The sequence below is a fragment of the Cypionkella aquatica genome (assembly GCF_030161095.1).
GTDB lineage: Bacteria > Pseudomonadota > Alphaproteobacteria > Rhodobacterales > Rhodobacteraceae > Cypionkella > Cypionkella aquatica.
Window position 1 is genome coordinate 448,777 of sequence record NZ_BSPP01000010.1, and the last position, 18,952, is coordinate 467,728.

General features: G+C 60.3%; 14 protein-coding genes. 8 read left to right on the plus strand and 6 right to left on the minus strand.

Annotated elements, in window-relative coordinates; all coding sequences use genetic code 11:
* Position 1: 1 nt before the first annotated feature.
* Positions 2-2,107: a ComEC/Rec2 family competence protein gene (locus tag QQJ98_RS15135; RefSeq protein WP_284326179.1), complete on the minus strand. Its 2,106-nt coding sequence runs from the start codon at positions 2,105-2,107 to the stop codon at positions 2-4.
* A gap of 75 nt (positions 2,108-2,182) precedes the next feature.
* Between QQJ98_RS15135 and gltX the strand changes: the two genes are divergently transcribed.
* From gltX to QQJ98_RS15150, 3 genes are all read left to right on the plus strand, one after another.
* Entirely contained in the window at positions 2,183-3,613 is a 1,431-nt protein-coding gene (gene gltX, locus QQJ98_RS15140) for a glutamate--tRNA ligase (RefSeq protein ID WP_284326180.1), read from the plus strand.
* A 75-nt stretch (positions 3,614-3,688) separates the two neighbouring features.
* Positions 3,689-4,984 (plus strand): citrate synthase, encoded by a 1,296-nt coding sequence (gltA, locus tag QQJ98_RS15145; RefSeq protein ID WP_284326181.1) that lies wholly within the window; start codon positions 3,689-3,691, stop codon positions 4,982-4,984.
* A 79-nt stretch (positions 4,985-5,063) separates the two neighbouring features.
* Entirely contained in the window at positions 5,064-5,783 is a 720-nt protein-coding gene (locus QQJ98_RS15150; RefSeq protein ID WP_284326182.1) for a heparan-alpha-glucosaminide N-acetyltransferase, read from the plus strand.
* On the opposite strand, the gene aguB is transcribed toward QQJ98_RS15150, so the two are convergent.
* The 3 genes from aguB to QQJ98_RS15165 all read right to left on the minus strand — a co-directional run bounded on the left by aguB (position 5,775) and on the right by QQJ98_RS15165 (position 9,020).
* Complete coding sequence (gene aguB, locus QQJ98_RS15155) at positions 5,775-6,647, minus strand: N-carbamoylputrescine amidase (protein ID WP_284326183.1); 873 nt, start codon at positions 6,645-6,647, stop codon at positions 5,775-5,777. The two genes, QQJ98_RS15150 and aguB, sit on opposite strands and share 9 nt — an antisense overlap.
* 63 nt (positions 6,648-6,710) lie before the next feature.
* Positions 6,711-7,790 (minus strand): T6SS phospholipase effector Tle1-like catalytic domain-containing protein, encoded by a 1,080-nt coding sequence (locus tag QQJ98_RS15160; RefSeq protein WP_284326226.1) that lies wholly within the window; start codon positions 7,788-7,790, stop codon positions 6,711-6,713.
* 84 nt (positions 7,791-7,874) lie between these two features.
* Complete coding sequence (locus tag QQJ98_RS15165; RefSeq protein ID WP_284326184.1) at positions 7,875-9,020, minus strand: type III PLP-dependent enzyme; 1,146 nt, start codon at positions 9,018-9,020, stop codon at positions 7,875-7,877.
* Between the two features lie 222 nt (positions 9,021-9,242).
* Here QQJ98_RS15165 and QQJ98_RS15170 point away from each other — a divergent pair, with 222 nt between their 5' ends.
* The 4 genes from QQJ98_RS15170 (at position 9,243) to QQJ98_RS15185 (ending at position 15,211) form a co-directional block, all read left to right on the plus strand.
* Positions 9,243-9,674, plus strand: a complete 432-nt coding sequence (locus QQJ98_RS15170) for an Lrp/AsnC family transcriptional regulator (RefSeq protein WP_284326185.1) — start codon at positions 9,243-9,245, stop codon at positions 9,672-9,674.
* A gap of 130 nt (positions 9,675-9,804) precedes the next feature.
* A complete protein-coding gene (locus QQJ98_RS15175) occupies positions 9,805-10,566 on the plus strand; it encodes a VOC family protein (protein WP_284326186.1) in 762 nt (253 codons plus the stop codon).
* A 208-nt stretch (positions 10,567-10,774) separates the two neighbouring features.
* The gene (locus QQJ98_RS15180; protein ID WP_284326187.1) at positions 10,775-13,822 is read left to right on the plus strand and encodes a valine--tRNA ligase; all 3,048 of its coding nucleotides are present in this window, start codon (positions 10,775-10,777) and stop codon (positions 13,820-13,822) included.
* A gap of 285 nt (positions 13,823-14,107) precedes the next feature.
* Entirely contained in the window at positions 14,108-15,211 is a 1,104-nt protein-coding gene (locus QQJ98_RS15185; protein ID WP_284326188.1) for a pyridoxal phosphate-dependent aminotransferase, read from the plus strand.
* Here QQJ98_RS15185 and QQJ98_RS15190 read toward each other — a convergent pair whose 3' ends face one another.
* Entirely contained in the window at positions 15,212-15,616 is a 405-nt protein-coding gene (locus tag QQJ98_RS15190; protein ID WP_284326189.1) for a DUF4177 domain-containing protein, read from the minus strand.
* 251 nt (positions 15,617-15,867) lie between these two features.
* Between QQJ98_RS15190 and QQJ98_RS15195 the strand changes: the two genes are divergently transcribed.
* A complete protein-coding gene (locus QQJ98_RS15195) occupies positions 15,868-17,220 on the plus strand; it encodes a dicarboxylate/amino acid:cation symporter (RefSeq protein WP_284326190.1) in 1,353 nt (450 codons plus the stop codon).
* Positions 17,221-17,382: 162 nt separating this feature from the next.
* On the opposite strand, the gene gatB is transcribed toward QQJ98_RS15195, so the two are convergent.
* Positions 17,383-18,894, minus strand: a complete 1,512-nt coding sequence (gene gatB / locus QQJ98_RS15200) for an Asp-tRNA(Asn)/Glu-tRNA(Gln) amidotransferase subunit GatB (RefSeq protein WP_284326191.1) — start codon at positions 18,892-18,894, stop codon at positions 17,383-17,385.
* Between the last annotated feature and the right edge of the window lie 58 nt (positions 18,895-18,952).

The following is an 18,952-nucleotide window of genomic DNA, read 5'->3' on the forward strand; positions in this document are numbered from 1 at the left end:
GTTATTGATGCGCAAGCTTTGCGTTTGGTTTGGCAAAGCTGCGGTCTTGCCAGATCGGCTTTTGTGCCATCCAGATCCGTTGGGTGTCGCGTGTGGGTGTAAGGGTAAGTCGCCCCTGTTGAACCGACACAGCCAATGACCCGGTTTGATCCAGCATTTTCCGCCCGATCACGATACAACCGGCAGCACCCGACTCGACCGGGGCTATCGCCGCAGGCATAATCACCAGATCAGCCTGCGCGCAGGCCGCGGAAAATGCCTGTGCACCCACTTTTCCGCCTAGCGCAATGCCGCGCCAGCCGTCTATCGCAAACACCCGTGCGCCCTTTGGGCCGCTAAATCCTGTGCGTTGGTAAGCCTCTGTTTGCAAAGATAAATCACCATCGCCCTGCAACCAGCTCTCCGCCGAAAACCCAGCACCCTGTGCCGCCGACAGCGCCCGGCCTTCAGTACCCAGCAGCCCCACCAGCACGCCATCGCTGGAAATCAACAAAGGCGCGCGCATCGCAAACACCCAAAGGCCAACCGCAAGCATGATCGGCGCAAGCCCCGCCCAACGCGCAGGCCCGCGCCAAAGCACCACCCAAATGCTTGCCAAAGTGATCAGCGGCATCACCCAAGGCCCCGGCCGGATGATCGGGGTCACAGCACCCTCAAGCCCGGCAACCCAGTGCGCGACAAACAAGATCCAAGCCCCCGCTTGCTCCATCACCCAAAGCGCGGGGGCGGCCAGCCCGATCGGTGCCAAAAGGGCGGCCACCGCACCCGCCGCCATCAGCACCGACATCATTGGCACCGTCAGCAGGTTGGCGAGCAGCCCGTAATCGGTAAAGCGGTTGAAGGTCGCGGCGGCAAACGGCGCCGTCGCCACCCCCGCCAGCAGCGAAGTCAGCACCAAAGTGAACACCGGCATCAGCCAGCGCGGCAGTCTCTCGCGCAGGATCTGCCGGTCCAGCGCCGAAAACCCCGCGATCAGTGCCACTGTTGCCGCAAAAGACAGCTGAAACCCCGGCTCAAGCAAGCTTTCGGGTTGCGCCAACAGCAAGATCATCGCCGACAAGGCCACCGAGCGCATCGAAAGCCCGCGGCGGTCAAACAGCACGGCCCCCAACATGACGCAAACCATCAAAAAGGCCCGCACCGTCGCCACATTGGCGCCCGAGAGCATCAGATAGAACAACGCCACCGCAAAGGCCGCCAGCGCCGCCACTTTTTTCGAATTGACCCGCAATGCCACCGGCGGCACCAGCGCCAGACCATAGCGCACCAAAGCGAAGACAAAAGCAGTGATGAACGCCATATTCATCCCCGAAATCGCCAGCAAATGCGCAAGGTTCGAATCGCGCAAAGCCTGCACGGTATCCAGCGAAATCGCCGAGCGGTCGCCGGTCATCGCTCCGGTCGCAAATGCCCCCGCCTCGGACGGCACTGCCGCGATCATCGCGCGGGTCAGATCGCTGCGCAAACGGTTGATCACCTGCGTGCCCGGCGCAGGCGCTTCCCACAACAACACCGGGCTGCGGCTGTAGCCAACCGCACCCAACTGCTGGAAATAGGCCATCCGCCGAAAATCGAAGCCACCCGGCTCGGTAGGCCCGTCAGGGGCTGCCAGCGAGGCAGTCAGCAGAATCACCTGCCCCGGATCAAGGCTAACCTCTTGTCCTCGCAGTGATATTCTGACTAAACGCGGTGTCTTGGCCGGGTCCAGATCCTGCAGCACCACCCGATCCAGCGTGACGCGCAACGCATCAGAGCGTGATCGGTCCACAGTGATCAACCGGCCTTGCACAGCTCCATAATAGCGATGCTCTAGCATGGGTGCCGCCACCAGATGCGCGCGCAAGCCCGCCGCGACAATGCCAACCAGCACACAGCCCAGCACCACCAGCACCGGATGCGCAAGCTCGGGCCCCACGCGATGCAGCACAATCATCGCGGCGATCCCCGTCAGACAGCCGCCATAGAACGGCAGCGCAGGCTCGAACGGCAAGCCAAACCAGATCGCGATGCCACAGCCCAAAAACACCGGCACCCAGGCAAAGAGCCGCCCACGCGCCTCTTGCAGCGCCAACAGCGGCCTAAGCAGGATGCCCGTCAGCGCCGCCACCTTGTTTTGCCCCCCGCATTTGCCTAAAGCTGCCGCGATCCTATTGCCGATAAGGTTTCCGAAAGGTTAACGCCGATGCCCCGCTCCTCCGAATCAAGCCACTCTGAAGCCCGCCCAATTGTCACCCGCTTTGCGCCCTCGCCCACCGGCTATCTGCATATCGGCGGCGGGCGCACCGCGCTGTTCAACTGGCTCTATGCGCGCGGCCGTGGTGGCAAATTCCTGCTGCGGATCGAGGATACCGACCGCGAGCGTTCCACCCCCGAGGCCACCGCTGCCATCCTGCGCGGCCTGACTTGGCTGGGGCTTGATTGGGATGGCGAACCCGTCAGCCAGTTCGCCCGCAAAGACCGTCACGCCGAGGTTGCGCGCGAAATGATGGCGCGCGGAACCGCCTATAAGTGCTTCAGCACGCAAGAAGAAATCGCAATCTTTCGGGCCGAGGCCGAAGCGCGCGGCTCTTACGCCCTGTTCCAAAGCCCGTGGCGCGACGCCGATCCTGCCACCTTCCCCGATGCGCCCTTCGTGATCCGAATGAAAGCCCCGCGCACCGGTGAGACGATCATCAACGACACCGTGCAAGGCCGCGTCGTGATCCAGAATTCCAGCCTCGATGATATGATTTGTTTACGTTCTGATGCGACACCTACCTATATGTTGGCCGTGGTGGTCGATGATCATGATATGGGCGTCACCCATGTTATCCGGGGGGACGACCATCTGAACAACGCCGCGCGCCAGCAGATGATTTACGATGCGATGGGGTGGGAGATTCCAACCTGGGCGCATATCCCGCTGATTCATGGCCCTGATGGCAAAAAGCTGTCGAAACGCCACGGCGCCACCGGGGTCGAGGAATATCAGGCGATGGGCTATCCGGCGGCGGGGATGCGCAACTATCTCACCCGCCTTGGCTGGGCGCATGGCGATGCCGAGATTTTCACCACCGAGCAGGCGCTAGAGATGTTCGATCTGGGCGGCATTGGCCGCGCGCCGGCCCGTTTGGATTTCAAGAAACTGGAAAATACCTGCGGCCATCATATCGCAATGGCGGATGATGCTGCGCTGCTGCATGAATTGACCGCCTATCTGGTTGCTGCGGGCAAGCCAGCCTTGACAGAAACGCAGAGCGCGCTGTTGAAATCTGCACTATACTGCGTGAAAGATCGCGCTAAGACATTCCCAGAATTGCTTGAAAAGGCTCATTTTTCATTGATTTCACGCCCGGTTCAACCCGATGAGGCTTCGGCCAAGTCGCTGGATACGGTATCCCGTGGTATACTGAAAACATTGACGCCGCAGCTGCGAAATGTTAGCTGGACAAAGGACGCGTTGGAGCCGATCCTTAACCATGCAGCCGCAGAAAACGGGATCGGGTTTGGCAAACTTGCCGCCCCCCTGCGCGCGGCTTTGGCGGGGCGCACTGCGACGCCAAGTGTGTATGACATGATGCTTGTCATCGGTCAGGACGAAACGATTGCCCGGCTAGAGGATGCGGCGGCCTGATCCGCCCTCCCCCTGCCACACCGGAACGCAAGGCCGCCCACTGCCGTTGGGCTGGCTTATATTGGGGGACGAAAGATGGCTGAACAGACCAAGACCGCTACGCTTAATCTTGACGGAAAATCCTACGACCTTCCGGTATATTCGCCGACTTTGGGCCCGGATGTTGTTGATATCCGTAAGCTTTATGACCAAGCCGATGTCTTTACCTTCGATCCCGGCTTCACCTCGACGGCGGCCTGCGAAAGTGCGATCACCTTTATCGACGGCGATAAGGGCGAGCTTTTGCACCGTGGCTACCCGATCGAGCAGTTGGCCAACAAATCCACCTATCTCGAAATGTGCTACCTGCTTTTGTATGGTGAGCTGCCAAATGCCGCGCAATTGGCTGATTTTGAGCATCGCGTGACGAATCACACCATGGTGCATGAACAGATGCACAACTTCTTCCGTGGTTTCCGGCGTGACGCGCATCCGATGGCGACCATGGTGGGCGTGGTGGGGGCAATGTCGGCCTTTTATCACGACAGCTTGGATATCAACGATGAATGGCAGCGCGAGGTTGCCGCCATCCGTATGATTGCCAAACTGCCCACGATTGCCGCGATGGCTTACAAATACTCTGTCGGCCAACCCTTTGTTTATCCGAAGAATTCCTTGTCCTACTCGGGCAACTTCCTGAACATGTGCTTTGCGGTTCCGGCGGAAGATTACGTGGTGAACCCGATCCTCGCCAAAGCGATGGACCGGATCATGATGCTGCACGCCGATCACGAACAGAACGCCTCCACCTCGACCGTGCGTCTGGCCGGATCTTCGGGCGCCAATCCGTTCGCGTGTATCGCCGCTGGCATTGCTTGCCTTTGGGGGCCGGCGCATGGCGGTGCAAATCAGGCTTGTCTGGAAATGCTGCGCGAAATTGGCACGGTTGACCGCATCCCGGAATATATCGCCAAGGCAAAGGACAAGAATTCGGGCTTCCGCCTGATGGGCTTTGGCCACCGCGTCTATAAAAACTTCGATCCGCGCGCGACGGTGATGAAGGAATCGGCGGATGAGGTGTTGGAGCTTTTGGGCATCCACAACAACCCGACGCTGCAAGTCGCCAAGGAACTGGAACGCATCGCCTTGTCGGATGATTATTTCATCTCGAAAAAGCTGTATCCGAACGTCGATTTCTATTCCGGCATCATCCTTGATGCGATGGGCTTCCCGACCTCGATGTTCACGCCGATCTTTGCGATTTCGCGCACCGTCGGCTGGATCGCGCAATGGAAAGAGATGATCGCCGAGAAAAACCAGAAAATCGGCCGCCCACGTCAGCTTTATGTCGGCGAAAAGCAGCGCGATTACATTGATGTAAAGCATCGCTGATCTGTGAAAAGGGCGGCTTCGGCCGCCCTTGCACCTTTGCGACCAAACTGCGACCTTCGCCCGAAATCTGAGAGGGCACATGCCGCAAACCCGTATTCCGCTGCTCGACCTTGCTCGCAGCCTTGCCCTCCTGGGCATGATCGCATTTCATGTCAGCTATGATCTGCTGATGTTCGGGCTGATCCCCTACGAATATGCGCAAACCCCGACCTTCTATTATCATGCCCGCATTGTGGCGGGCAGCTTCCTTTTGCTGTCTGGCATTGGCCTCTGGCTTGCGCATGGCCAAGGCATCCGCTGGCCCGCGTTCTGGCGCAGGTTTGCCAAAATCGCCGGGGCAGCCCTGCTGGTCAGCCTCGCCACCCGCGCAGCCATGCCAGATTTCTACATATATTTCGGAATCTTACACGCCATAGCGCTTTACAGCTTGCTTGGCCTGATCACCCTGCGCCTGCCCGCAGTCGTCACTGCCGCCCTTGCCGCCGTGTTCGTCTACGGCAGCTACGCATGGCACAGCCAAGCCCTGAACGCACCGCTGTTGCGCTTCATCGGCCTCGCCCTCGACCCTGCCACGACGATGGATTTTGAACCGATTTTCCCGTGGTTCGGCGCAGTTCTGGCTGGCATCGCACTCGGCAAAATCGGCAGCCAAACCGGGCTTTGGGCGGCACTTGCGGGCAAGCCTTCCGGCGCATGGGTGAAAATCGCCAGCTGGCCCGGGCAACACAGCTTGGTAATCTACCTTGTCCACCAGCCCATTCTGATGGGCCTTGTCTGGCTTTACGCTCAGCTAGGCTGATCCATCCAATGTTGCGACGGCGGCGTAGGTTTCGGGTCGCCGATCGCGGAACAGCCCCCAGCTGCTGCGCAAATCCGCAATCGCATCCAGATCAAACGTCGCCGTCAGCACTTCCTCGGCCGCGCGTCCTGCCTTGGCCACCAGCTGCCCGGTGTGATCGGCGATGAAACTGCTGCCGTAAAACGTGACCTCGCGCCCGCCTGGAGCCACTTCGCGCCCGATCCGGTTAGAGGCAATCACCGGCATGATATTGCTGCCCGCATGACCGCGCATACACATCTCCCAATGCGGCTGGCTGTCATAGCCGGGGCTGGGCGGTTCTGACCCGATCGCGGTCGGATACAGTAGCAGTTCCGCCCCCATCAGTGCCATCGCGCGCGCACATTCCGGGAACCACTGATCCCAGCAAATCCCGACGCCAATCTTGCCCGCCGCCGTTTCCCACACCCGATAACCGGTATCGCCGGGCGAGAAATAGAACTTCTCCTCATAGCCCGGCCCCTGCGGAATATGGGTTTTGCGGTAGTTCCCCAGCACACGGCCCCCCGCATCAATCATCGCCACCGAATTGAAATAGGCCTGCCCGGCTTTCTCAAAATACGAACAGGGCAGCACCACACCCAACTCGCGCGCCAGATCCGCAAACCGCGCGATCAGCGGATGCCCCTGCATCGGAGCCGCCAAAGAGAAATACTGCGGCAATTGTTCGATGCAAAAATAAGGTGCTGCAAAAAGCTCTTGAATCAGAACCACTTGCGCGCCTTGCGCTGCGGCATCCCGGATCATCGCCTCGGCCCGGTCCAGATTGTCGGGCAGATCCCAGCTGCAGGCAAATTGCGTGGCAGCGACCGTCACATTGCGCATCAAACTCTCCTTGATTTGCGGCAAAGCTAGGAGATCACGGCGTCAGACGCAAAGTCAAACCCCTTAACGCCCGCGCGCCAGCGGCCATGGCAGCCAGCCAGCCCGCGCCGCTTGCTGCGCCGAAGGATGCACGGATTCGGAAGGATCCCGCCCGACCACCCGCTTGCGGCGCAGCAAAAACCACATCCCCCAGCCGCGCAACGTGCCCACCATCGGCGCGTTGGCATCACAGGGAAACCGCGCCCGCCAATCGTCAGGCAGGGTCAATCCGGTCAATTCGGCCTGCTCCAGCATCCAAACCAGCGGGATATTCGCCAAGGGCCGCGCCGCCTTGTCGTTGCCAATCATGCCACCAACATCGCCATGCGCGCCGCGAAACCACATCTGCTGCACATCACGCTCCCAGCCGGGCGGACAGTCCCACAGCACAGGTTCGAACACGGCGCGGGTCTCGTGCAGCGCCAATGCGTGAAATCCATGTCGGATCGAGCTGCCAAGCGTGTGGTTGTGAAACTGATGCTGCTGTTCGGTCAGCATCCACAACAGCGGCAGACGCAAGCCCAAAGCCTTTACCGTGTCAAACACCCCAACCATCTGGATCGGCGCTTCGATATGGCAAAATCTGTGCGAAAACGCCCGACTGCTGCGCGAATCGCCATCATTCTGATAATGCCGATAGGCCAAAGTCACGCCGCGCTCTGTCGCATGTTCGCGTTTCAGCAGCCCCACCCGGTCAATCACCCCCGCCAAAGACCGCACCGCAAACGCCCCGCGCGAATAGCCGATCAGGTAAATCCGGTCGCCCTCGCGGTAGTGACTGGCAAGCCAACCATAGGCGCGGCGGATCTGACGGTTGATGCCCCGCCCCTGCACAAGGTTCATCCCGTGCCGCCAGCCTTCCCATTGCAGCCCTTGCTCGTAATACACCCGACGGTGCGCTGATCGTCCGGCGCTGGTCAACAGCTTGTAAATCAAACCACAATTGCCCTCTTGCCCCTCTGACAAAGTCGACAGAGTGCCGTCCAGAATGATCACATGATCAACCACGCCGCGCTTGCGGCCCGGCGGCGGCGGCGCTGCGGGCTCTGTCTCAACCTGCGGCTGACCCTGCCACCAATTCTTGATCCGACTGAACAGCGACAGCGTCCGCCTCCTGTGACCCGAAAAAACAAAAGCTCTCGGCAAGTTTCCCTGCCGAGAGCCTAGGTTAGCGGGATTGCGGCGAAGTTAAAGCTTTTGTGACAGCACCGTCACCATGCCCAACTCACCAAAGCCATTGAAACGGCTGTTGGTCACCGTCGAATAAGCCCCCATGCCATGCACGATGACAAAATCGCCCTCGGCAATATCCGCTGGGAACGGCACATCGCCGGGCAGACGGTCAACCGAATCGCAGGTCGGGCCAAAGCAGATCCGCGGCAGGATAGCCCCGGTGCGGCGCACACCCTCTGGCGAGATCACCGCGATACGGTCGATGATCCCGATCTGCCCCAACTCAAACAGCGAGCCATAAACCCCGTCGTTCAGGAACACATGCATATCATCGCGCACGGCCTTGACGCGGGCCGCCAGCGTGAAAGCATCGCCGCACATCGCGCGGCCCGGCTCGCAGATCAGCAGTGGGCGCTCTGCCCCAAAAGCCTCGGTCGCAACGCGGTCAATGGTGGCAAAAGTAGCCTCCAATTGCGGCTCCACGCCCACAGCACGGTGGTTCGGAAAGCCGCCGCCGACATTCAGCCGCGCAATCTTCACGCCCGCGCGCTGCGCAATCACCGCAGCTTCGCGGATATACGAAGCCCAAGCCGCCGGATCGGTGCATTGCGTGCCGGGATGGAAGGTGATCGAGGCAATATAGCCCGCCGCCGCCACGGTTTTCAGCAACTCCACCGCAACATCTTCGGTCGCGCCAAACTTTGCCCCGAAGTTATAGGCAGCCCCTGCCACCGGCAGCTTGAAGCGCACCGAGATCTCGCAGTTCTCAACCGGAACCATTTCGATCAGCTTGGCCAATTCGCTATGCGAATCAACCGAATAGGACTTCACGTTTCTGGCCACCGCATGCGCGATCTCGCTGCGCGAGCGCACCGGGTTGTTGTAATGGATGGCCGCATCCGGGGCCAGGCGCCGGATCAGGTCGATCTCAAACGGCGAGGCGCAGTCAAAGCCTTTGACGCCAGCGGCGATCAAATTCTCGATGACTTCTTCCCCGGGGTTCGACTTGACCGCATAGGTCACAAGGCCCGGAAAACCATCGAGAAATTTACGGGCAACCGCTTGCACAGCCTGCGGAGCAAAAAACAGAACCGGATTTTCCGGCTGCTGATTGCGCAGATATTCGGTCGGATTGGTCCAGATTGTCTTGGACAGTCCCATCGGCGTATTCCTTTCTGCCAACAAGATGCGAGTCCCCTTCGCTGCCTTTCAAGGGCGGCGGTTGCTCAGGGCACCAGCAAGGTTTTCCAACCAGGCCAGGTGCGTATGAGCCGCCCTTTTCCTGCAACGTAGGATGTCGCATATGAGGTACAACTTCATCGAACAAAACTATATAACTGCCGGATTTCTTCGTTATTATGACGAAAAAAGGATACAGATTGCATGGATGAACTGGATCGCAACATTCTGACCCTGCTGGGGGCGGATGCACGCATGTCGGTGGCCACTTTGGCGCGGCGGTTGAAGGTTGCACGCTCGACCATTCAGGCGCGGCTGGAGCGGTTAGAGACCTCTGGCGTGATCGCCGGTTACACGCTGAAACTGGGCGAGGCCGCGCGGCAAGGGCGGTTGCGCGCCTCTGTGCTGCTGACCATCGAGCCGCGCTCGCAGGCGGGCATCCTGACCCGGCTGAAAAGCATTGGCGAGGTCGAGCGGGTGTTCACCACCTCGGGGCGCTTTGATCTTTTGCTGCAAGTGGCGGCCTCTAACACGCAATTGCTGGATCAGGTGTTGGACCAGATCGGCGCGCTGACCGGGGTGAAATCCAGCGAAAGCCTGATTCATCTGTCAACACGGCTGGATCGCGCCGTCTGATCAGCCGCCCCCCGATCTGCCCTGTTATCAGCCGCCCTTATCAGCCAAGGCCCGCTTGTTCAGCGAATTTTCGTTGCGCCGAAGGCAGTCGTGGAATTACATTGATATCAAACAATCAATGGAGGTTCCCATGTCAACCCACGGCCTGCCCTGCTGGTATGAACTTGCCAGCAACGACATCGACTCCGCAAAAGCCTTTTACGCAAAAATTCTGGGCTGGAATTGGGCAGATAGCGGCATGCCCGGCATGACCTATCTGTTGGCTTCGGTCGATGGCGCCATGGTCGCGGGCTTGTTTGCCCCAGATCCCGGCATGCCCGTGGCTTGGACCAGCTACACCGCCGTCGATGACGCCGATGCCACTGCCGAGAAAGCCAAAGCCTTGGGGGCAACTGTTGTTGTGCCGCCCACCGATATTCCCGGCACGGGTCGGTTCTCGGTGCTGATTGATCCACAGGGCGCGGTGTTTGGCATCCTGCAACCGCAGCCGATGGCAGATGGCACCGCGGGCGATGCGTTCAATCAGCAGAAATCCGGTCATGGCAATTGGCACGATCTGGCAACACCCGACACCGCCGCAGCGCTTGCGTTTTACGGCGCGCTGTTCGGTTGGGCGCAGACTCGCGCGATGCCGATGGGCCCTGACATGGTCTACACCGTGATCAACCGCGACGGCCAAGACATCGGCGGCATTTTCAACGAGGCTGGCAGTGGAGGCCCCGCCGCCTGGACGGTCTATTTTGGCACAGCCTCGGTCAATGCGGCGGTCGAGGCGGTGAAAGCCGCCGGTGGCCAAGTGTTGCACGACCCCGCAGAAGTCCCCGGCGGCGCGCTGATCATCCATTGCACGGACCCAACCGGGGCAAGTTTTGCGCTGGTTGGCCCCTCCTGATCTGAAGACTGCGTGATCTGAAACAGGGGCGGCCTCGGGGGGCATCGAGCCCCCTCTCGGCCGCGCTGCCGCCGCAGACCGGGTCTGTGTGGGCTTTGGGCAGCCGTGACGCCTCCGGCGGGAGTATTTTCAAAAGAGCAATCCATCTGGCGCTTGGCCTTGTTGATTAGTTTGGGTAGGACAGGCCAACGCTGTAAGGATGCCTGATATGCCGATGGAAAAGACCTTCACCCCGACCGAAGCCGAGGCCCGGATTTCCAAGCTTTGGCTTGAGCAGAAGGTTGGGGCCGCCGGGGCCAATGCCAAGCCCGGTCCAAATGGCGAGAATCCTGAGGCGTTTTCCATCATGATCCCGCCGCCGAATGTGACGGGCTCTCTGCACATGGGCCATGCGTTCAACAACACTTTGCAGGATATCCTGATCCGCTGGCACCGCATGCAGGGCCACGACACCCTTTGGCAGGTTGGCACCGATCATGCCGGGATTGCGACGCAAATGGTGACCGAGCGCGATATGGCGCAGCATCAGGAACCCAACCGCCGCACCATGGGGCGCGAGAAGTTCCTCGCCCGCGTCTGGCAGCAAAAGGTCAAATCGCGCGGCACCATCATTGGCCAGTTGCAGCGGCTTGGTGCGTCCTGTGATTGGGACCGTGAGGCCTTCACCATGTCCGGCGCCCCCGGTGCCCCTGCGGGTGAGGACGGCAATTTCCACGACGCCGTGATCAAGGTGTTCGTGGATATGTACAACAAAGGCCTGATCTATCGCGGCAAGCGTCTGGTCAACTGGGACCCGCATTTTGAAACCGCGATTTCCGACCTCGAAGTCGAGAATATCGAGGTCGCAGGCCATATGTGGCATTTCAAATATATTCTGGCCGACAAGCAAACCTATGAATATATTGAGAAAGATGCCGAAGGCAACGTGACCCTGCGCGAGACGCGCAACTACATCTCTATCGCCACCACCCGGCCTGAAACCATGCTGGGCGATGGGGCCGTGGCCGTGCATCCCTCGGACGCGCGCTACCAGTCGATCATCGGCAAGATGGTGCATCTGCCGCTCTGTGACCGTCTGATCCCGATCATCGCCGACGAATACCCCGACCCGACTTTTGGCTCGGGTGCGGTGAAGATCACCGGCGCGCATGATTTCAACGACTATCAGGTCGCCAAGCGCAACAACCTGCCGATGTATCGCCTGATGGACACCCGGGGCGCGATGCGCGCCGATGGTGCCCCCTATGCCGATGCCGTGAAACGCGCCCGCGAGATCGCCGCAGGCTCGCCCACGGATGAGAACGAAGTCGACGCCCTCAACCTTGTGCCCGAAAAATACCGCGGCCTTGATCGCTTTGACGCCCGCAAAGCGGTGATCGCCGACATCAACGCGCTTGGCCTGTGCGTGTCGACCCTGCATTCCGAAATCGACCCCGAAACCGGATCGGAACACCTGACGCGAGAGCCGTTTGTCGAGGCGAAAAAGATCATGCAGCCCTTCGGCGACCGCTCCAAGGTCGTGATCGAGCCGATGCTGACCGACCAATGGTTCGTCGCAACAGACAAAATCGTCGGCCCTGCGCTGGATGCGGTGCGCTCCGGTGCGACCAAGATCATCCCGGAATCTGGCGAGAAAACCTATTTCCACTGGCTGGAGAATATCGAGCCGTGGTGCATCTCGCGCCAGTTGTGGTGGGGCCATCAAATTCCGGTTTGGTATGGGCCGGATGTAAACTACGATGAGAAATTCGATTTTTGCACATACGACTTCGAAAAGTTCTCGAAGGCAGTTTGCGCGTCGACGCATGAAGAGGCTATCGCTCAGTTTCAATCTTACTATAAAGAAAAGAATGCAGAGTTCTGGCCAAATCTTTTTGTCGCCGAAAGCAAAGAGTCCGCCGAGAAGCATAACTTCGGAGGAGTGGCAAACCACTCTGGGTCTATAGCAATCTACCGCGACCCCGACGTCCTCGACACATGGTTCTCCTCCGGCCTCTGGCCGATCGGCACCCTCGGCTGGCCCGAGCAAACCCCTGAACTGCAAAAGTATTTCCCCACCTCGACCCTGATCACCGGGGCCGATATCATCTTCTTCTGGGTCGCCCGCATGATGATGATGCAGCTGGCGGTGGTCGATGAAGTGCCGTTCAAAACCGTCTACCTGCATGGCCTTGTCCGCGACGCCAAGGGCAAGAAGATGTCGAAATCCCTCGGCAACGTCATCGACCCATTGGAGATCATCGACGAATTCGGCGCCGATGCCCTGCGCTTTTCCAATGCCGCAATGGCCAGCCTTGGTGGCGTGTTGAAACTCGACACCGCCCGCATCGCAGGCTACCGCAACTTCGGCACCAAACTGTGGAACGCCTGCCGCTTTGCGGAAATGAACGGCGTGTGGGAGGGTCACGCGACCCAAGCGCAGGCCCCGAAAGCCACCGCCACCGCGAACGCCTGGATCATCGGGGAAACCGCCAAAGCGCTGTCGGAAGTCAACGCCGCCCTGAAAGACTACCGTTTTGATAACGCCGCCGACGCGCTTTACAAATTCGTCTGGGGCAAGGTCTGCGACTGGTATGTCGAATTCGCCAAACCTTTGTTTGACGGCCCCGACGCTGCTGAGACCCGCGCCGTGATGGCATGGGTGCTGGATCAGTCGATGATCCTGCTGCACCCGATGATGCCTTTCATCACCGAAGACCTTTGGGGCACCACCGGCACCCGCGCCAAGCTGCTGGTCCATACCGATTGGCCGACCTATGGCAGCGATCTGATCAACGCCGATGCCGCGTCTGAAATGAGCTTCGTCACCACCCTGATCGAAGACATCCGCTCGGCCCGCGCGCAGGTCCACGTCCCCGTCGGCCTGAAATGCGATCTGGTGGCGACCGAACTGTCCCCCGCCGCCCGCACCGCGTGGGAGCGGAATGAGACGCTGATCAAACGCATGGCCCGCATTGACGGCTTCTCCGAAGGCGCGGCCCCCAAAGGCTCGATCATCGTCGCACTGGATGGGGCAGCCTTCGCCATCCCGCTGGCGGGCCTGATCGACATTGCCGAAGAAAAAGCCCGTCTGACCAAGACCATGGACAAGCTGGCGAAAGAAATCGGTGGGCTGAAAGGGCGGCTCAACAACCCCAACTTCGCAGCCTCTGCCCCCGAAGACGTGGTGGAAGAGGCCAAAGCCAACCTCGCTTTGCGCGAAGATGAGGCCACCAAACTGCAAGCGGCGCTGAAACGTCTGGCCGAGATTGGCTAAACCCAGAACTCCAAGCGCCCGCCTTTGCCATATCACATTGGCCTAAATATTCTCGGGGGGCAGCCCGGCACGGGCGAAGGGGGGCAGACAGCCCCCCTTTCCACATCCCCACCCGAGGCCGGGGTGGGGTTCCGCCCATCAGCCCCAAATCATTAAAAATTCGTTAAGATCGCCACCCTATCTCATTGATCATACATAACATTTTTTGGTCCCGAGTTGGGACCACCCCGCAGCACAGCCAAATCCCCCTTGCCAGCACGCCGAAAATCCGCCCAAATCCAAGCCATGAAAGCCCCCATCCTTACCCCGCTTGCAGCCTCCCTGCCCTCCACCGTCCCTTTCACCGGACCGGAAACCCAAGAGCGCCGCCAAGGCCACCACTTCATCGCCCGCCTCGGGGCCAACGAGTCGATTTTCGGCCCCTCTCCCGCCGCCATTCAGGCCATGCAAAGCGCCGCGGGGCAGGCATGGATGTATGGCGACCCCGAGTTGCATGATCTGAAAACCGCCCTCGCCCAGCATCACGGCTGTCAGCCCGAAAACATCGTGGTCGGCGAAGGCATCGACGGGCTTCTGGGCTATCTCGCCCGCCTGATGGTCCAACCCGGAACCCCGGTCGTGACCTCACTCGGCGCCTACCCGACCTTCAACTTTCACGTCGCAGGCTACGGCGGCACCCTGCACCGCGCGCCCTACAAGGGCGATCACGAAGACCCGCAGGCACTGCTGGATCTGGCCCGGCAAACCGGGGCGCGGCTGCTGTATCTTGCCAACCCCGACAACCCGATGGGCAGCCATCATCCCGGCCAAGCGATCCAAGACCTTGTGGCCCAACTGCCGCCAGAAACGCTGCTGGTGCTGGACGAGGCTTATATCGACCTCGCCCCCGATGGCACCGCCCCAGAAATCCCCGCCGACACCCCGAACCTGATCCGTTTCCGTACCTTTTCCAAAGCCCACGGCCTTGCGGGTCTGCGGGTCGGCTATGCGATCACCTCCGCCCCGCTTGCCACCGCCTTTGACAAGGTGCGCAACCATTTCGGGGTCGGGCGCATCGCGCAGGCAGGGGCGCTGGCGGCGCTTGCAGATCAAGCTTACCTCGCCGAGGTCCGCGGGAAAGTCGCAACCGCCCGCAACCGCCTTGCAGGCATCGCCAAAACAAACGGGCTGATCCCGCTGCCGTCAGCCACAAATTTCATCACGATGGATTGCACCCGTGACGGCGACTACGCCCGCCGGGTTCTGCAGCACCTGACCGCCCAAGGCATCTTTGTGCGCATGCCCGGCGTCGCGCCGCTGGATCGCTGCATCCGTGTCAGCCTTGGCGACGAGCCGAGCCTCGCAGCTTTCGAGACTGCCTTGCCACACGCCCTGAAGGCCGCGCTTTAACTATTCAGCGGCCAGTCCCGGAGTGGCGACCACAGGCACCGTCGGCGCCGCTGCCAAAGCCGAGCCCAAAGCCGGCGCGGTCCCGGTAGGCACTTCGGCCGGGCCCAAGCGCGGCAAAGCCGGGGCTTGGGCGACCGCAAGCGGTTGCGCGGCGATGTTTGCCTCAGCCTCAATCACCCGACGAAACACCAGCATGTTCTGAAACGTGGTCTTGGTGCCGCCGGTGAAACCCGCGCGCTCATCCACTGGCAGCGTATCGGCGCGGACGTAATCCCAGCCATCGCGTCCCAGTTCATTCATCACCGATGTCAGCGCCAGCGCAAAGCGATCTTCGACAGTCTTGAGACCGCGCGATTTCTCGCCCTTGCGCGGGGCCGGAATCACCTTGAATTCGTAACGCTGCATCGGGTCGCTCCTGAAGATCTGGCGCGCATATTACGAAGATCGCGCGCTAAGGCCAAGTCAACAAAGCCTGATTCAAAATCGACAGGCGTAGCTTCGCCACACCGCTAGCTTTAGCGATGGCCCCCAACCCGTCCACCAACTCTAGTCCTACTCCCGGGGATGCGGGTTTCCACAACTATTGCGTGGGCTTGGTTTGCGGCATCACAAAACCATCCCGCCAAAAGCGCGGCGATTCTCAGGGAGGGAACCACATGCAGATCGACACCGCAGTCAGCGGCGGACCAAAGCCGCTTTACGCCCAACTTTACGTCCAAGTCTTGGTCGCCATCTCTTGTGGCATCCTACTGGGCCACTTCTACCCAAGCGTTGGCGAAAGCCTGAAACCCTTGGGCGATGCCTTCGTCAAACTGGTGAAAATGATCATCGCACCCGTGATTTTCCTCACCGTTGCGACTGGCATCGCGGGGATGTCCGATATGAAAAAGGTTGGCCGCGTTGCGGGCAAGGCGATGCTGTATTTCCTGACCTTTTCAACCTTGGCGCTGGTGATCGGGCTTGTGGTTGGCAATCTGCTGCAACCCGGCTCGGGCATGAACATCGACCCGGCCTCGCTCGACCCTGCCGCTGTCGCGAAATACACGGATCAGGCGCACGACTCGACCATCGTCGGCTTTCTGATGGCGATTATCCCCGATACCGTCGTCAGCGCCTTCGCCGATGGCAACATCCTGCAAGTGCTGTTCTTTTCGGTGCTGTTCGGCTTGGCCTTGGCACTGAGCGGGGATCACGGCAAACCGGTCTACACCTTCCTGCAAACCCTGACCTTTCCGATCTTCAAACTGGTCGCGATCCTGATGAAAGCCGCCCCGATCGGCGCGTTTGGGGCTATGGCCTTCACCATCGGCAAATACGGCATCGCTTCGGTGATCAACCTCGCGTTTCTGGTGTTCTGCTTTTATCTGACCGCGTTTCTGTTCGTGGTGATCGTGCTGGGGGCCGTGGCCAAATACAACGGCTTCTCGATTTTCGCGCTGATCCGCTATCTGAAAGAAGAGCTGCTGCTGGTGCTTGGCACCTCGTCCTCCGAAGCCGCCCTGCCCTCGCTGATCCAGAAGATGGAACGCGCCGGAGCCTCGCGCTCGGTGGTGGGGCTGGTGGTGCCGACGGGATACAGCTTTAACCTTGATGGCACCAATATCTACATGACGATGGCGGCTTTGTTCATCGCACAAGCCACCAACACCGACCTGACCTTGGGCCAAGAGATTTTGCTGCTGGCCGTCGCGATGCTGTCGTCGAAAGGCGCGGCGGGCATCACGGGTGCGGGCTTTATCACCCTTGCGGCCACTTTGTCGGTGGTGCCAACCATTCCGGTGGCGGGCATGGCGCTGATCCTGGGCGTAGATCGCTTCATGTCCGAAGTGCGCGCCCTGACCAACTTTATCGGCAATGCTGTGGCAACCTTGGTGGTTGCGCGCTGGGAAGGCGAATTGGACGTCGCTGCCCTGAACGAAGCACTGGCTGGCAAACCGCGCGATCTGGTGCCGCATGGCGCAGACCAACTGCCGCCCGCCTTCAGCGATGACGTGCTGGCCGCTGACTAGGGGCTCGCACTGCAACGAAAACGGCGCCCGATTCGGGCGCCGTTCTTTTTTGAAACCTATCTGAAACACTCCTGGCCAAGCCGCCCCGGACTTGATCCGGGGCCTCGTGGTCTGAGCAGAGGCCCCGGATCAAGTCCGGGGCGGCGGGGTGTAAAATGGCCCTTAAAGCCCCAATTTTTGCGCCACCATCGCACCCACCACCGCAGGATTGGCCTTGCCGCCGGTCGATTTCAGCACTTGGCCGGTGAACCAGCCCGCGAGCTTGGCGTTGACGCGGGCCTTTTCGACCTGATCGGGGTTGGCCGCAATCAGCGCGTCCAAAGCCGCCTCAATCGCACCGGTATCGGTGACCTGCTGCATGCCGCGCGCCGCCGCCACCTCAGCCGGATCGCCGCCCTCGGTCCAGATGATCTCGAACAGATCCTTGGCCATCTTGCCGGTGATCGTGCCTTTGGCGATCAGATCCAGCACGCCCCCCAACTGGCCCGCCGAAACCGGGCTTTCGGTGATCGCGCGGCTTTCTTTGTTCAGCCGCCCGAACAGCTCGTTGATCACCCAGTTCGCCGCCTGCTTGCCGTCGCGCCCCTGCGCCACAGCCTCAAAAAAGCCCGCAGATTCCAGATCAGCCGTCAGCACATTCGCATCGTAATCGGTCAGGCCGAAATCGCCCATGAACCGCGCCTTTTTGGCATCGGGCAGTTCCGGCATCGAGGCCGCAATGTCATCGACCCAAGCCTGCTCGATCTCCAGCGGCAGCAGATCCGGGCACGGGAAATAGCGGTAATCATGCGCTTCTTCCTTGCTGCGCATGCTGCGGGTTTCGTTCTTGTCCGGGTCATACAACCGGGTTTCTTGCGTGACAGAACCGCCATCTTCCAGAATGGCAATCTGCCGCCGCGCCTCGACATCAATCGCCAACTGAATGAACTTCATCGAGTTCATGTTCTTGATCTCGCACCTTGTGCCCAGATGGCTAAAGTCTTGCGTGGCTTGGTATTTTTCATACTGCCCCACCCGGCAGACCGAGACGTTCACATCGGCGCGCAGATTGCCGTTCTGCATGTTGCCATCGCAAGTGCCCAAGTAACGCAGGATCTGGCGCAGCTTGACGACATAGGCCGCAGCCTCTTCCGGCCCGCGAATATCGGGGCGGCTGACAATCTCCATCAGCGCCACACCGGTGCGGTTAAAATCGACAAATGACATCGTCGGGTCCATGTCGTGGATCGACTTGCCCGCGTCTTGTTCCAGATGAATCCGCTCGACCCGCACCAGACGTGCCACGCCCGGCGCCAGTTCCACCAGCACCTCGCCCTCGCCCACAATGGGGTGATAAAGTTGCGAAATCTGATAGCCCTGCGGCAAATCCGGGTAGAAATAATTCTTGCGGTCAAAGGCCGAACGCAAATTGATCTGCGCCTTCAACCCTAGCCCCGAGCGCACCGCTTGCTCTACGCAATATTCGTTGATCACCGGCAGCATCCCCGGCATCGCGGCATCCACAAACGCCACGTTCGAGTTCGGCTCGGCCCCCACCTGCGTCGACGCGCCCGAGAACAGCTTGGAATTCGACGACACCTGCGCATGGATTTCCATGCCGATCACCAGCTCCCAATCATGCTTGACCCCGGCGATTACCTTCGGTTTCGGCGCTTCATAGGTCAGATCGAGCATGATAATCTCCGTGGTTTTCGCCCCCTGTTTAGGCAGGCGGGGCGATTGCTGCAAGGGT

What these genes read in the sequence shown, in the direction of transcription:
- QQJ98_RS15185 (WP_284326188.1), top strand. Translation starts at nt 14,108, where the DNA reads ATGAAAGCCCCCATCCTTACCCCGCTTGCAGCCTCCCTGCCCTCCACC.
- QQJ98_RS15180 (WP_284326187.1), top strand. Translation starts at nt 10,775, where the DNA reads ATGCCGATGGAAAAGACCTTCACCCCGACCGAAGCCGAGGCCCGGATT.
- gatB (WP_284326191.1), bottom strand. Translation starts at nt 18,894, where the DNA reads ATGCTCGATCTGACCTATGAAGCGCCGAAACCGAAGGTAATCGCCGGG.
- QQJ98_RS15150 (WP_284326182.1), top strand. Translation starts at nt 5,064, where the DNA reads ATGCCGCAAACCCGTATTCCGCTGCTCGACCTTGCTCGCAGCCTTGCC.
- QQJ98_RS15175 (WP_284326186.1), top strand. Translation starts at nt 9,805, where the DNA reads ATGTCAACCCACGGCCTGCCCTGCTGGTATGAACTTGCCAGCAACGAC.
- aguB (WP_284326183.1), bottom strand. Translation starts at nt 6,647, where the DNA reads ATGCGCAATGTGACGGTCGCTGCCACGCAATTTGCCTGCAGCTGGGAT.
- QQJ98_RS15170 (WP_284326185.1), top strand. Translation starts at nt 9,243, where the DNA reads ATGGATGAACTGGATCGCAACATTCTGACCCTGCTGGGGGCGGATGCA.
- QQJ98_RS15165 (WP_284326184.1), bottom strand. Translation starts at nt 9,020, where the DNA reads ATGGGACTGTCCAAGACAATCTGGACCAATCCGACCGAATATCTGCGC.
- gltA (WP_284326181.1), top strand. Translation starts at nt 3,689, where the DNA reads ATGGCTGAACAGACCAAGACCGCTACGCTTAATCTTGACGGAAAATCC.
- QQJ98_RS15195 (WP_284326190.1), top strand. Translation starts at nt 15,868, where the DNA reads ATGCAGATCGACACCGCAGTCAGCGGCGGACCAAAGCCGCTTTACGCC.
- gltX (WP_284326180.1), top strand. Translation starts at nt 2,183, where the DNA reads ATGCCCCGCTCCTCCGAATCAAGCCACTCTGAAGCCCGCCCAATTGTC.
- QQJ98_RS15190 (WP_284326189.1), bottom strand. Translation starts at nt 15,616, where the DNA reads ATGCAGCGTTACGAATTCAAGGTGATTCCGGCCCCGCGCAAGGGCGAG.